The organism is Streptomyces sp. NPDC050564 (genome assembly GCF_044457265.1).
Classification (GTDB): domain Bacteria; phylum Actinomycetota; class Actinomycetes; order Streptomycetales; family Streptomycetaceae; genus Streptomyces.
In genome coordinates this window covers 764221-776879 of sequence record NZ_JBITGS010000001.1, presented here as the reverse complement: position 1 = coordinate 776879, position 12659 = coordinate 764221, and the positions used below count along the sequence as shown (strand labels likewise).

The window sequence follows — 12659 nt, the reverse complement described above, 5'->3', positions numbered from 1 at the left end:
GGTGGTGATCGATATCCGTTGTGGATCACCCGCCCCTCTCCTTAGTGTTCCGATCAACACACTTGGTCCCAAGGTGAGTTCACGGACCATTGAACATCGGGAGGGAATCATGGGCAGATACAAGAAGGGGCTCGCGGTCGCGGTCGCGGGGGCGGCGCTGACGGTGGGGATGTCGGCCGGGCCGGCGTCGGCGACTTCGTACACGCTGTACTGCGACACCTCGTCGGCGTCGGGCGCCGGCACGATCAACGGCTGGGTCAGCGGTGCGACGAGCCTCGGTGTCATCCTGTCCGTGTACGACGCCAAGGCGGACGGCCACCACGTGGCCATCCGCCTGATCGCCAAGAACGACGGCGGCGGGGTGCTCACACCCTGGCCGTGGCACCACAACTACAAGGGATACGACGAGAGTCTGACCTTGTCCACCACGGCCGGCTACTCCGCGGGCATGTACGACGTCGGTATCGAGGTCGCCACCTTCGAGGGCGACACCGAGCTGAACTACTGCAGGGACTGGCTGCGCTCCGACCAGACCTGACGGTCCGGCGGCCGCTCTGTGGCTGCCCGCGGGACCGCCGGGGTGCCGGTCCGCACCCGCCGGGGTGCGGACCGTTCGACGTGTCCTTGGCAGATCAGGCCTTGCCCTTGGTCACCACCCACTTGCCGCCGACCCAGTTGCCGATCGTCTCGTAGCCGGAGCGGAAGGAGCCGAGCCGGTTGAGCGTCAGGTTCGCCTCGGCGGTGTACTTGACGGGGGTGTAGCTGCTCGCGTCGTCCGCCGGGCCGCCCGTGGTGTTCTTGGCGTAGTAGGGCACGGCGCGCACGGCGCGCACGGCATGGCGCCGTCCTCTGCGGGGGACGGCGCCCTCCGTGCGGCACGGCGCGACGAAACACGACCGGCCTGCGCCCAGGTGGGCACAGGCCGGTCGTGGTGGGGGTGGGGGTGGGGGGTGGTGATGAGTGGTGCCAGTGGCGGGCGGCGGAGGTCAGCCGACCAGCCCCAACTCCCGTGCGATCAGCATCCGCTGCACCTCGCTGGTGCCCTCGCCGATCTCCAGGATCTTGGAGTCGCGCCACATACGGGCCACCGGGTACTCGTTCATGAAGCCGTAGCCGCCGTGGACCTGGGTGGCGTCGCGGGCGTTGTCGACGGCGATCGTGGACGAGTACAGCTTGGCGAGGGCGGCCTCCTTCTTGAAGGGCTCCCCGCTCACCAGACGGGACGCGGCGTCGCGCCACGCCAGGCGGGCCGTGTGGGCCTTCATCTCCATGTCGGCGATCTTGAACTGGATCGCCTGGTTCGCGCCGATCGGCCGTCCGAACGCGTGCCGCTCCTTGGCGTACTTCACCGACTCGTCGACACAGCCCTGCGCCAGCCCCGTCGCCAGGGCCGCGATGGCGATCCGGCCCTCGTCGAGGATCCGCAGGAACTGGGCGTAGCCGCGGCCCTCCTCGCCGAGCAGGTTGGCGGCCGGGACGCGCACGTCGGAGAAGGACAGCTCGCGGGTGTCGGACGCGTTCCAGCCCACCTTCGAGTACGGGGCCGCGACCGTGAAGCCCGGGGTGCCGGACGGCACGATGATCGAGGAGATCTGCGGCTTGCCGTCGGGCTTGCGGCCGGTGACCGCCGTGACCGTCACCAGTCCCGTGATGTCCGTGCCCGAGTTGGTGATGAAGCACTTGCTGCCGTTGATCACCCACTCGTTCGTCTCGGCGTCGAGCCGGGCCGTCGTACGCGTCGCGCCCGCGTCCGAGCCGCCGTCCGGCTCGGTCAGCCCGAAGGCGCCGAGGATCTCGCCGGAGCAGAGCCGGGGGAGCCACTCGCGCTTCTGCTCCTCGGTACCGAAGAGGTGGATCGGCATGGCGCCGAGCGAGACGCCCGCCTCCAGGGTGATGGCCACGGAGGAGTCCACCCGGGCGAGCTCCTCCAGGGCGATGCCGAGGGCGAGATAGTCGCCGCCCATGCCGCCGTACTCCTCCGGGAACGGCAGCCCGAACAGGCCCATGCGGCCCATCTCCCGCACGATCTCGTACGGGAACTCGTGCCGCTCGTAGAAGTCGCCGATCTTCGGCGCCACGACGTCGTGGGCGAACTCCTCGACCGTACGGCGGAGTTCTTCGAGTTCTGGGGAGAGGCGGTGGTCGAGGGACATGGGGATCACTCCTGGTGGGAGAGGGCTTTGACGGTGCGGGACGGGCTGGGTCGGCCCAGTTGTCCGGCCATCCACACGCTGGTGGCGGTGAGGCGGCCGAGGTCGACCCCGGTGTCGATACCGAGGCCCTGGAGCATCCATACGAGGTCTTCGGTGGCGAGGTTGCCGGTCGCGGACTTCGCGTACGGGCAGCCGCCGAGGCCGCCGGCGGAGGCGTCGACGGTCGTGACGCCGTGCTGCAGCGCGGCCAGGGTGTTGGCGAGCGCCTGGCCGTACGTGTCGTGGAAGTGCACGCCGAGCGCACTGGTCGGCACGCCCTCCTCATTGAGCTCGGCGAGCAGGCTCTGGACGTGGCCCGGCGTCGCCACGCCGATCGTGTCGCCGAGGCTCAGCTCGTCGCAGCCCATGTCCATCAGGGACTTGCAGACGCGGACGACCTGATGGATGGGGACGGCGCCCTCCCAGGGATCGCCGAAGCACATGGAGAGGTAGCCGCGGACGTGCACCTTGTCCGCCTTGGCCCGGGCCACCACCGGCTCGAACATGGCCAGCGCCTCGTCGACGGTCCGGTTGAGGTTGGCCTTCGCGAAGGGCTCCGTGGCGCTGGCGAAGACGGCGACGTGGCGGGCGCCGAGGGCGAGGGCGCGGTCGAGCCCTCGCTCGTTCGGCACGAGGACGGGCAGACGTACCCCTGGCAGGTCGCTGATCAGCGGGAACAGCTGTTCCGCGTCCGCCAGTTGGGGCACCCACTTGGGGTGCACGAAGCTGGTGGCCTCAATCGTGGTCAGGCCCGCGTCGGCGAGACGCCGGACGAACTCCGCCTTGACCTCGGTCGGTACGGTCGCCTTCTCGTTCTGCAGTCCGTCGCGCGCACCGACCTCGTGGATCCGCACCTGGGCGGGCAGGTCCTGGGCCGGTACGGCCATGGGCAGTCCCTGCACGGTCATTCCGCCTCCTCGTGCGGTGCGATCACGGCCAGCACCTGGTCCATGGCGACGGTCGTGCCCGGGGTGACGTCCAGCTCGCTGACGGTCCCGGCGTGCGGCGCGGAGATGACGTGCTCCATCTTCATCGCCTCGACCACCAGCAGGCTCTGCCCGGCGGCCACTTCATCGCCCACGGCGACCTTCACGACGGTCACCGTGCCGGGCATGGGGGCGGTGAGCGAGTCGGCTCCGGCATGCGCGGCGCCGGTGAGGGAGGCGGCCACGGGGTCGTGGTCGCGCACATGCCAGGCGTCGCCGTCGCGGCCGAGCCAGTCGGCGGCGCGGTGGAAGGTGTGGCGTACGCCGTCCAGGGTCACGGAGACCTGGTCGGAGGTGACGGTGTGGGTGCCGCGAGGGGTGTACTCCACGGGGTCGAGCACCCGCAGGTGGAAGCCCACCGGCTTGGGCGCGCCCCCGAGCCGCCACCCGCTCGGCGCGGAGAAGGGGTCGGTCCAGCCCTCGCCCCGGGGCCGCAGCGCTTCGAGCCGTACGGCGGCCGCGGCCTCGTACACCTCGTCCGGTACGTCGCCGGAGATCAGGGAGTCCGCCTCGCGCTCCACCAGCCCCGTGTCCAACTCGCCCGCGACCACCGCCGGATGGGCCAGCAGACGCCGCAGGAACCCCGCGTTGGTCTGCACCCCCAGTGTGACCGTCTCCGCGAGGGCCGCCCGGAGCTTGCGCAGCGCGGTCGCGCGATCGGGGCCGTAGGCGATGACCTTGGAGAGCATCGGGTCGTAGAGCGAACCGACTTCCGTGCCCTCGCTCAGCCCCGAGTCGGTGCGCAGGCCGTCGCCCTGCGGTTCGCGCAGCGCGAGCACCGTGCCGCCGGAGGGGAGGAACCCGCGCGCGGGGTCCTCGGCGCAGACGCGTGCCTCCACGGCATGCCCCGTCAGCGTGATGTCCTGCTGTCCGTACGGCAGTCGCTCGCCCGCCGCCACCCGGAGCTGCCACTCCACGAGGTCGATACCCGTGATCAGCTCGGTGACCGGGTGCTCCACCTGGAGGCGGGTGTTCATCTCCATGAAGTAGTACGACGACGGGTCGCCGCCCGGCACGATGAACTCCACCGTGCCCGCGCCCCGGTAGCCGCAGGAGCGGGCCGCCTGGACCGCCGCCTCGCCCATCGCGGCGCGCGTGGCCTCGTCGAGGAGCACGCTCGGCGCCTCCTCGATGATCTTCTGGTGGCGGCGCTGGAGGGAGCACTCGCGCTCGCCCAGGTGCACGACATTGCCGTGGCCGTCCGCCAGGACCTGGATCTCGATGTGCCGGGGCCGGTCGATCCAGCGCTCGACGAGCAGGGTGTCGTCGCCGAAGGACGCGCGGGCCTCGCGGCGGGCGGCCGCGATCTCGTCGGCGAGCAGCGCCTCGACCCGCACGAGCCGCATGCCCTTGCCGCCGCCGCCCGCCGAGGGCTTCAGCAGCACCGGCACACCGATCTCCCGGGCCGCCTCGGCCAACTCCGCGTCGGTGAGACCGCTGCCGCTCGAACCCGGCACCACGGGGACCCCGGCCGCCTGCACCGTCTCCTTGGCGCGGATCTTGTCGCCCATCAGGGAGATCGCTTCGGCAGGTGGTCCGATGAAGACGAGCCCGGCGTCGGCGCAGGCGCGCGCGAAGGACGCGTTCTCCGCGAGGAAGCCGTAGCCCGGGTGCACGGCCTGCGCTCCCGTCCGCGCCGCCGCCTCCAGGAGCCGCTGCACGGACAGATAGCTCTCGGCCGCCGGCGCGGGGCCGATCCGTACCGCCGTGTCCGCCTCGCGCACATGGCGGGCGTCCGCGTCGGCGTCGGAGAAGACGGCCACGGAGCGCACGCCCAGCGACCGCAGCGTACGGATGACCCGGACCGCGATCTCGCCCCGGTTGGCCACAAGAACGGTGTCGAACATGGTCAGAGGTCCCTCACATCCGGAAGACGCCGAACTGGGGGTCACCCAGGGGCGCGTTGGCGCAGGCGGTCAGGGCGAGACCCAGCACCTGCCGGGTCTCCATCGGGTCGATCACGCCGTCGTCCCAGAGCCGGGCCGTCGCGTAGTAGGCGTTCCCCTGGTGCTCGTACTGTGCGCGGATCGGGTCCTTGAAGGCCTCTTCCTCCTCGACGGGCCAGGACTCGCCGCGCGCCTCCAACTGGTCACGCTTGACGGTCGCGAGGACCGACGCGGCCTGCTCGCCGCCCATCACGGAGATCTTGGCGTTGGGCCACATCCACAGGAAACGCGGCGAGTACGCCCGGCCGCACATCGAGTAGTTGCCCGCGCCGTACGAGCCGCCGATCACGACCGTGAGTTTGGGGACCCTCGTACACGCCACGGCCGTCACCATCTTGGCGCCGTGCTTGGCGATGCCACCGGCCTCGTACTGGCGCCCGACCATGAACCCGGAGATGTTCTGCAGGAACACCAGCGGGATGCCGCGCTGGTCGCACAGCTCGATGAAGTGGGCGCCCTTCTGGGCGGACTCGGAGAACAGGATGCCGTTGTTGGCGACGATGCCGACCGGGTGCCCGTGGATCCGGGCGAAGCCGGTGACCAGGGTCTGCCCGAACTCCGCCTTGAACTCGGCGAAACGCGAACCGTCGACGACGCGCGCGATGACCTCGCGCACGTCATAGGGCGTGCGGGAGTCGACCGGCACCGCCCCGTACAGCCCGTACGGGTCCACCTTCGGCTCGACGGTCGGCTCGACCGACCAGGGCAGCGGTCCGCGGGCGGGAAGGGTGGCCGCGATGTTCCGTACGATCCGCAGCGCGTGGGCGTCGTCCTCCGCCAGATGGTCGGTGACACCCGACACGCGCGCGTGGACCTCGCCGCCGCCCAGCTCCTCGGCCGTGACGACCTCGCCGGTTGCGGCCTTCACCAGGGGCGGGCCGCCGAGGAAGATCGTGCCCTGGTTGCGCACGATCACGGCCTCGTCACTCATGGCCGGGACGTAGGCGCCGCCCGCCGTGCAGGACCCGAGGACGGCCGCGATCTGCGGAATGCCGGCGCCCGACATCCGCGCCTGGTTGTAGAAGATCCGCCCGAAGTGCTCGCGGTCGGGGAAGACCTCGTCCTGCATCGGCAGGAAGGCGCCCCCGGAGTCGACGAGGTACACACAGGGGAGGCGGTTTTCGAGGGCCACCTCCTGGGCGCGCAGGTGCTTCTTCACCGTCATCGGGTAGTACGTGCCGCCCTTGACGGTGGCGTCGTTGGCGACGATCACGCACTCGCGCCCGCTGACCCTGCCGATCCCGGCGATCACGCCGGCGGCCGGGGCCTGCCCGTCGTACATTCCGTCAGCGGCGAGGGGCGCCAGCTCCAGGAAGGGCGATCCTGGATCGAGGAGGGTGTCCACGCGGTCGCGCGGGAGCAGCTTCCCGCGCGCGGTGTGCCTCTCCCGGGCCCGCTCACCGCCGCCGAGCCGGGCCGCGGCCAGCTTCTGCCGCAGCTCCTCGCCCAGCGCGCGGTGCGCCGCCTCATTGGCCCGCCAGGCCTCCGACGCGGGGTCTGCCGCGCTCGTCAGCTCCGGTGCCTCGTGCATCCTGCGGTCCCCTCACCAGTGGTCCACCAGTTAATGAGCGTTAACGCATTTCCTTCAGGTTAACGACCGCTAACCTCCCTGTCTAGAATTGCTTTCATGGCCACCAGAACCGACGCCCCCACCCGCCGCGAGCAGATCCTCAAGGAGGCCGCGCGGCTCTTCGCCGAGCGTGGCTTCCACGGTGTCGGCGTGGACGAGATAGGAGCGGCCGTCGGCATCAGCGGCCCCGGTCTGTACCGGCACTTCGCCGGCAAGGACGCGATGCTCGCCGAGCTGCTGGTGGGGATCAGCGGGCAGCTGTTGACGGGGGGCAAGCGCCGGGTGGCGGAGGCCGACGGCAACCCCGAGTCGCTCCTCGACTCGCTTATCGAGGGGCACATCGACTTCGCGCTCGACGACCGCCCCCTGATCACCCTGCACGACCGCGAGCTGGACCGCCTCCGGGACAGCGACCGCAAGCTCGTACGCCAGCTCCAGCGGCAGTACGTCGAGCTGTGGGTGGAGGTCGTGCGCGAGGTCTACCCCGAGCTGACCGAGCCCGCCGCCCGCTCGGCGGTGCACTCGGTCTTCGGGCTGCTGAACTCGACGCCGCACCTGGGCCGCCCCGGGCCCCTACCGGGCCGTGGGGCGACCGCGGCGCTGCTGCACCGGATGGCCCGGGGGGCGTTCGCGGCTGTCGGAACCGACTGAGGCCGGCGGCCGCCGGCCGCCTCTGCACCGTCGACCACCTCGGCACCATCCACCACCTCGGCACCATCGACCACCTCGGCACCGCCGGCCGCCTGGGCGCCGCCGGTCTGCGCCGTCGCGGGTGCTCGCCGCTGCGGCGGTGCTTGAGGGGGTGGCGGAGGTGACGAGCGTCTCGTACTGGTTGCTCTGGACGACCGTCGTGACTGGCGGGTAACGTGCAATCTGAGCAAGCGCTTAGACAGAAACCCCAGGTGGAGGTGGCGGCGGTGCGCCGTACTGTGTTCAACGAGGACCACGAGGCGTTCCGGGAGACCCTGCGCGCCTTCATCGAGGCCGAGGTCGTTCCGGTCTACGACGAGTGGTTCGCGGCCGGCCAGGCGCCGCGCGACTTCTACTACAAGCTCGCCGAGCTCGGCGTCTTCGGCATCCGCGTCGACGAGGAGTTCGGCGGCGCCGGCATCGACTCGTACAAGTTCGAAGCCGTGATGTACGAGGAGACTGCCCGCGCCGGTGTCCAGTTCGGCGGCTCCGGCGTGCACGTGCTGCTCGGCCTGCCGTACATAAAGATGCTCGCCAGCGACGAGCAGAAGAAGCGCTTCCTGCCGAAGTTCGTCTCCGGCGAGGAGATGTGGGCCCTCGCGATGACCGAGCCGGGCACCGGCTCCGACCTCGCGGGCATGAAGACCACCGCGAAGCTCTCCGAGGACGGCACGCACTACGTCCTCAACGGCGCCAAGACCTTCATCACCGGCGGCGTCCACGCCGACCGCGTCATCGTCTGCGCCCGCACCTCCGCGCCCACGGCCGAGGACCGCCGCTTCGGCATCTCGCTGTTCGCCGTGGACACCAAGGCCGAGGGCTACTCCATCGGCCGCAAGCTCGACAAGCTCGGACTGAAGACCTCCGACACCGCCGAGCTGGCGTTCGTCGACGTCAAGGTTCCGGTCGAGGACCTCCTCGGCGAGGAGAACAAGGGCTTCTACTACCTCGGCCACAACCTGGCCTCCGAGCGCTGGGGCATCGCCTTCGGTGCCTACGCGCAGGCCAAGGCCGCCGTCCGGTTCGCCAAGGAGTACGTCCAGGAGCGCACCGTCTTCGGCAAGACCGTCGCCTCCTTCCAGAACACCAAGTTCGAGCTGGCCGCCTGCCAGGCCGAGGTGGACGCCGCCGAGGCGGTCGCCGACCGCGCCCTGGAGGCCCTCGACGCGGGCGAGCTCACCCCGGCCGAGGCCGCCAGCGCCAAGCTGTTCTGCACCGAGGTCGCGCACCGCGTCATCGACCGCTGCCTCCAGCTGCACGGCGGCTACGGCTTCATGAACGAGTACCCGATCGCCCGCCTGTACGCGGACAACCGCGTCAACCGCATCTACGGCGGCACCAGCGAGATCATGAAGACGATCATCGCCAAGGACATGGGCCTGTAAGGTCCGCGAAAAAAGTTCACGATACAACTGACGTCATGAGTCAGGCACTTCAGTCACTGCTCGATCTGCTCGACCTGGAGCGGATCGAGCAGGACATTTTCCGCGGCCAGTCCCGCTCCGCCGTCGTCCCCCGCGTCTTCGGGGGACAGGTGGCGGCGCAGGCACTGGTCGCCGCGGGGCGCACAGTCCCCGAGGACCGGTTGGCACACTCCCTGCACGCGTACTTCCTGCGTGCGGGGGACCCCGGCGCGCCCATCGTGTACTCGGTGGACCGCATCCGCGACGGCCGTTCCTTCACCACACGCCGGGTGGTCGCGGTCCAGCACGGACAGCCGATCTTCCATCTCTCCGCGTCGTTCCAGACGTATGAGGAGGGAATGGAGCACCAGGCCGAGATGCCGCCCGCACCCGACCCGGAGACGCTGCCCACGGCTGCCGAACTGCTGCCGCGGTACGCCGACGTCTTCTCGGACCCGGTCGTCGCGGAGCGTCTGCTGGAGGCCCGCGAGTCCGTCGACCTGCGCTACGTCGACGCGCCGCCGTACGGCACCGTCGGCGAGGTGCGCGAGCCGCGCTCCCAGGTGTGGTTCCGCACCAACGGCAAGCTGGCCGACGACCCGCTCCTGCATGTCGTGCTCGCCACGTACGTCTCCGACATGACGCTGCTGGACTCCATCCTGCTCGCGCACGGGCGCGGCGGCTGGGTGACCGGCGATGTCGTCGGGGCCTCGCTGGACCACGCCATGTGGTTCCACCGTCCGTTCCGCGCCGACGAATGGCTGCTGTACGACCAGGAGTCGCCGTCCGCGTCGGGCGGACGCGGACTCGGCCAGGCCCGCATCTACACGCAGGACGGCAGGCTGGCCATTTCGGTGATCCAGGAGGGCGTGGTCCGGATCCCCAGGTAAAACTGAGGCATGGGTCAACTACCTGGCCTAAAGCGCCGGGCTTGCACAACGGGCATCACTGGCGGTGATGCTGCGTTTGCGTCCAGCCCCACCCGACGGTCGTCGGGGTGGGGCAGGGGCCGTTGACGGGACCCCGCGTCGCCACAACTGCCACGCGCGGTCGCGGATGTTGCGGGAGCCGTTCCGGTCCGCGTGGTTCCGCTCGCCGACCTCGCGACAGGGCAATCCCGCGACCGGTGCGTTCTGCCTCGGCCACCACATGTTTCGCGATCTTGTGGTTGATATCTCTTGCACGCCGTGCCTCCTTGCGGCGGCGCTTCTTCAGCCGCCGCTTGGCGGATGGGGTGTTCTTCTGCTGCAGCTTGGTACGGAGCTTCCGCTCCCGTAGCCGGACACGGTTGAGCTCGCGCCCGGCCATGATCTCGCCGTCACTGGTGGTGGCGATGTTCACGATGCCCAGGTCGATGCCGAGGAAGTCCACCGGGTCGGTATTCAGCGGTGCTTCGGGCACCTCGCAGGTGGCATTCAGGAACCACATGCCGTCTCGGCAGACAAGGTCGGACTCGCCTCTGCGGTACAGCGCCAGGGCTTCCAGCTGCTCGGGGGACGCGGTGAACGCCACGTCCTTGAACTGGCCCTACACCGTCCAGATCGACACCCGTCGCTCGCCGATCTGCCAGGACAGCATCCGGTCGTCGTACGGCTGCGCGCCCTCCGGCCGGAAGGCGAGCGGCTTCTCGATGGCCTTTTGATGGCGCTTGGAACCCGGCTTGCCCAGGTTCCCCGCCTTCAGGTTCGCCTTCAGCACCGCGTACGCGTCGCACGTCTTCTTGATCACATGCCATGCTCTCCCGACGCTCCGCGCCGGACGCCACCGCGGTGCTCCGCACCGCTCCGGGACGGCTCGACCGCAGCCCAGATCGAGTGGGCCTGAGAACAAGCCAGCGGCTGCGGGAGGCGTTTCCCGGGGTAGCCGGTGTATCTGGATCCGACGCCGGGTTACTCCCAGCGCCGCGAGAAGGGGCTCAATCCCTGGCCGTGAGTGGTCCAGTTGTGGGGGACTGGATCTGTGAACGGGGCTTGGTGGGCGGCAGGATGACGGGTACTGACGTGTACGGAACCGGGGCGAGGGGGCGGCATGACTGATGTGGGCGCGGGCGCGGGCGTGGACGTGGACGGTGGTGCGGGCGCGGGCGTGGACGGTGGTGCGTGGAACTGGCGTGGCGGGCGGATCCGGGAGGCCTTCCTGGAGGCCGCCGAGACTGTCGCCGTGCTGCTGGCGGAGTCCGCCGTCGCCGCCGCCTGGGAGAAGCCCAGCGCGCTGCGGGACTTCAGCGTCGGGGGACTGGCGGGGCATGTCGCCTGGCAGGAGCTCGCCCTGCCGGAGCTGCTGGCGGAGCCGGTGCCGACGGAGCCGGTGGTGTCCCTGCGGGAGTACTACCTGGAGAGGGTGACCTGGCTGGACGCCGGAGTCGACGGCGCGGTCAACATCCGTATCCGGCGCGGCGGGGAGGCCACGGCGGAGGACGGGCCCGAGGCGCTCGTGGCGCGCGTGCGGGAAGCGGTCGCGCGACTGGGGACCGAACTGCCTGGGGTGCCCGTGGGACGCCCCATCCGGATGCGGTCTTGGGGCGACTGGTCCCTCGACCTCGACGACTTCCTTCTCACCCGGCTGATGGAACTGGTCGTCCACGCCGATGACTTGGCGTGCAGCGTGGGTCTGCCGACCCCGGAGTTCCCCGAGCGCGTGACCGCGCCCGTGGTCGAGCTGCTCGCCCGGCTGGCGGTGCGCCGGCACGGGGCGGTGGACGTGATCCGGGGGCTCGCCCGCGTGGAACGTGCCCCGGTGTCGATCGCCGGGCTCTAGTGCCCCGGCAGGCAACGTTCGCCCCGTCGCGACGCCCGGCACGCTCCCCCACTGCCTTAAGGGCGGGGGAGGTGCCCCCACTCGCCGCACCGGCCGAAAGCCCAAGTACATCCAGTACGAGGACTTCCGGCCGGCACTCCCCCAGCCTTCGGCCGGGGGGACCCCCGGAGCACGCACCCGACGACGCTCCTTGACGGGCAAACGTTGCCTGCCGGGGCACCAGTAAGGACTTGGACGGGAACTGGACGTGGCCTGTCGGGACTTGGGCGGAGCTTGCGGGACTTACGCGAGTCCCGCTGCCGCGAGCAGGTACGCCGTCATCGGGTCGTAGAACCGGGGGCTCTTGACGTGGTCGTCCAGGGGGATCGTCACCTGGACGGTGCCTTCCGCCTCGGCGAGGAACAGGGCGGGGTCGTTGCAGTCGGCGTAGCCGATGGAGTCGAGGCCGAGTTGGCCGGCGCAGCCCGCCCAGCCGTGGTCGGCAACGACCAGGTCGGGCAGCGGGCGGCCCTCCCGCTCCAGGCCGGTGAGGATCGCGCGCATCGGCTCACCCGAGTGGGTGTGCCACAGTGTGGCGCCGTGTTCCAGGACCGCGACGTCCGCGAACTGGAAGACGTACCCCTCGTCCGTCTGCAGCCCGTCCGGGATGACGACGATCTCGCAGCCGGCGGTGCGCAGGGCGGCGGCGGTGGCGCGGTGCACGTCGAGGAGGCCGCCGGGGTGGCCGGTGGCGAACAGCACCCGCTGCTCGCCGTCCGCCGCCTTGCGCAGCCGGGCCGCGGCACGCTCCAGGGCGTCCACCGTCAGCTCCGGGTCGATGGTGTCCTGCCCGTACCGGTACTCCGGGTCGTCGCTCACGCCGCATCGCTCCGCCATCACCGCGAGGACGTCCTGCTCGTCGGTCCAGCGGTCGCCGAGCTCCAGGCCGAGCCAGAAATTACGGTCGCCGTTCGCGAGCTTGCGGTAGTGGGAGAGGTTGTTCTCGCGGGGCGTGGCTACGTCGCCCGCGATACGGGTCGTTACGAGGTGTTCGACGAGCTCGGCGCGGCTGGGAGTCCCGGGTATCGGCATGCCCCCCATTGTGCCGGTGCGCTCCCTTCCTCGGGCGGGTGTCC

The 12659-nt window shown here is 70.5% G+C and carries 13 protein-coding genes and 1 pseudogene; 6 read left to right on the top strand and 8 right to left on the bottom strand.

Annotated features, from left to right (window positions below; all coding sequences use genetic code 11):
* Positions 1 to 109 precede the first annotated feature (109 nt).
* Positions 110 to 538 (top strand): hypothetical protein, encoded by a 429-nt coding sequence (locus tag ACIBK0_RS03405; protein ID WP_399075024.1) that lies wholly within the window; start codon positions 110 to 112, stop codon positions 536 to 538.
* Between the two features lie 94 nt (positions 539 to 632).
* Here ACIBK0_RS03405 and ACIBK0_RS03400 read toward each other — a convergent pair whose 3' ends face one another.
* From ACIBK0_RS03400 to ACIBK0_RS03380, 5 genes are all read right to left on the bottom strand, one after another.
* Positions 633 to 833 (bottom strand): hypothetical protein, encoded by a 201-nt coding sequence (locus ACIBK0_RS03400; protein WP_399075022.1) that lies wholly within the window; start codon positions 831 to 833, stop codon positions 633 to 635.
* Positions 834 to 986: 153 nt separating this feature from the next.
* Positions 987 to 2153 (bottom strand): acyl-CoA dehydrogenase family protein, encoded by a 1167-nt coding sequence (locus ACIBK0_RS03395; protein WP_399075020.1) that lies wholly within the window; start codon positions 2151 to 2153, stop codon positions 987 to 989.
* A 5-nt stretch (positions 2154 to 2158) separates the two neighbouring features.
* The gene (locus tag ACIBK0_RS03390; RefSeq protein ID WP_399075018.1) at positions 2159 to 3100 is read right to left on the bottom strand and encodes a hydroxymethylglutaryl-CoA lyase; all 942 of its coding nucleotides are present in this window, start codon (positions 3098 to 3100) and stop codon (positions 2159 to 2161) included.
* The gene (locus ACIBK0_RS03385; RefSeq protein WP_399075016.1) at positions 3097 to 5025 is read right to left on the bottom strand and encodes an acetyl/propionyl/methylcrotonyl-CoA carboxylase subunit alpha; all 1929 of its coding nucleotides are present in this window, start codon (positions 5023 to 5025) and stop codon (positions 3097 to 3099) included. The genes ACIBK0_RS03390 and ACIBK0_RS03385 overlap by 4 nt, the downstream gene beginning before the upstream one ends.
* Before the next feature lie 13 nt (positions 5026 to 5038).
* Positions 5039 to 6655, bottom strand: a complete 1617-nt coding sequence (locus ACIBK0_RS03380) for a carboxyl transferase domain-containing protein (protein ID WP_399075014.1) — start codon at positions 6653 to 6655, stop codon at positions 5039 to 5041.
* Positions 6656 to 6751: 96 nt separating this feature from the next.
* On the opposite strand from ACIBK0_RS03380, the gene ACIBK0_RS03375 reads away from it, so the two are divergent.
* The 3 genes from ACIBK0_RS03375 (at position 6752) to tesB (ending at position 9677) form a co-directional block, all read left to right on the top strand.
* Positions 6752 to 7345, top strand: coding sequence for a TetR/AcrR family transcriptional regulator (locus ACIBK0_RS03375; RefSeq protein ID WP_399075012.1), 594 nt, complete (start codon positions 6752 to 6754; stop codon positions 7343 to 7345).
* Positions 7346 to 7611: 266 nt separating this feature from the next.
* Positions 7612 to 8769 carry an acyl-CoA dehydrogenase family protein gene (locus ACIBK0_RS03370; RefSeq protein WP_399075010.1) on the top strand — a complete coding sequence of 386 codons (1158 nt, stop codon included), beginning with the start codon at positions 7612 to 7614 and terminating at the stop codon, positions 8767 to 8769.
* Positions 8770 to 8804: 35 nt separating this feature from the next.
* Complete coding sequence (gene tesB, locus ACIBK0_RS03365; protein ID WP_399075008.1) at positions 8805 to 9677, top strand: acyl-CoA thioesterase II; 873 nt, start codon at positions 8805 to 8807, stop codon at positions 9675 to 9677.
* Between the two features lie 55 nt (positions 9678 to 9732).
* Here the strand turns inward: tesB and ACIBK0_RS03360 are convergent, their stop codons facing one another.
* Both ACIBK0_RS03360 and ACIBK0_RS03355 read right to left on the bottom strand, forming a co-directional pair.
* Positions 9733 to 10299 (bottom strand): transposase, encoded by a 567-nt coding sequence (locus ACIBK0_RS03360; RefSeq protein ID WP_399075006.1) that lies wholly within the window; start codon positions 10297 to 10299, stop codon positions 9733 to 9735.
* Between the two features lie 15 nt (positions 10300 to 10314).
* A complete protein-coding gene (locus ACIBK0_RS03355) occupies positions 10315 to 10515 on the bottom strand; it encodes a hypothetical protein (protein WP_399075004.1) in 201 nt (66 codons plus the stop codon).
* Positions 10516 to 10572: 57 nt separating this feature from the next.
* Between ACIBK0_RS03355 and ACIBK0_RS03350 the strand changes: the two are divergent.
* Both ACIBK0_RS03350 and ACIBK0_RS03345 read left to right on the top strand, forming a co-directional pair.
* Positions 10573 to 10719: pseudogene (locus ACIBK0_RS03350) on the top strand (cation transporter); the annotation flags it as partial.
* 96 nt (positions 10720 to 10815) lie between these two features.
* Positions 10816 to 11544 carry a maleylpyruvate isomerase N-terminal domain-containing protein gene (locus tag ACIBK0_RS03345; protein ID WP_399075002.1) on the top strand — a complete coding sequence of 243 codons (729 nt, stop codon included), beginning with the start codon at positions 10816 to 10818 and terminating at the stop codon, positions 11542 to 11544.
* 282 nt (positions 11545 to 11826) lie between these two features.
* Here ACIBK0_RS03345 and ACIBK0_RS03340 read toward each other — a convergent pair whose 3' ends face one another.
* Positions 11827 to 12615 (bottom strand): phosphatase, encoded by a 789-nt coding sequence (locus ACIBK0_RS03340; RefSeq protein ID WP_399075000.1) that lies wholly within the window; start codon positions 12613 to 12615, stop codon positions 11827 to 11829.
* Positions 12616 to 12659 lie beyond the last annotated feature (44 nt).

Coding starts and splice junctions, on each gene's coding strand:
- ACIBK0_RS03385 (WP_399075016.1), bottom strand. CDS start 5,025: ATGTTCGACACCGTTCTTGTGGCCAACCGGGGCGAGATCGCGGTCCGG.
- ACIBK0_RS03380 (WP_399075014.1), bottom strand. CDS start 6,655: ATGCACGAGGCACCGGAGCTGACGAGCGCGGCAGACCCCGCGTCGGAG.
- tesB (WP_399075008.1), top strand. CDS start 8,805: ATGAGTCAGGCACTTCAGTCACTGCTCGATCTGCTCGACCTGGAGCGG.
- ACIBK0_RS03390 (WP_399075018.1), bottom strand. CDS start 3,100: ATGACCGTGCAGGGACTGCCCATGGCCGTACCGGCCCAGGACCTGCCC.
- ACIBK0_RS03340 (WP_399075000.1), bottom strand. CDS start 12,615: ATGCCGATACCCGGGACTCCCAGCCGCGCCGAGCTCGTCGAACACCTC.
- ACIBK0_RS03375 (WP_399075012.1), top strand. CDS start 6,752: ATGGCCACCAGAACCGACGCCCCCACCCGCCGCGAGCAGATCCTCAAG.
- ACIBK0_RS03395 (WP_399075020.1), bottom strand. CDS start 2,153: ATGTCCCTCGACCACCGCCTCTCCCCAGAACTCGAAGAACTCCGCCGT.
- ACIBK0_RS03345 (WP_399075002.1), top strand. CDS start 10,816: ATGACTGATGTGGGCGCGGGCGCGGGCGTGGACGTGGACGGTGGTGCG.
- ACIBK0_RS03405 (WP_399075024.1), top strand. CDS start 110: ATGGGCAGATACAAGAAGGGGCTCGCGGTCGCGGTCGCGGGGGCGGCG.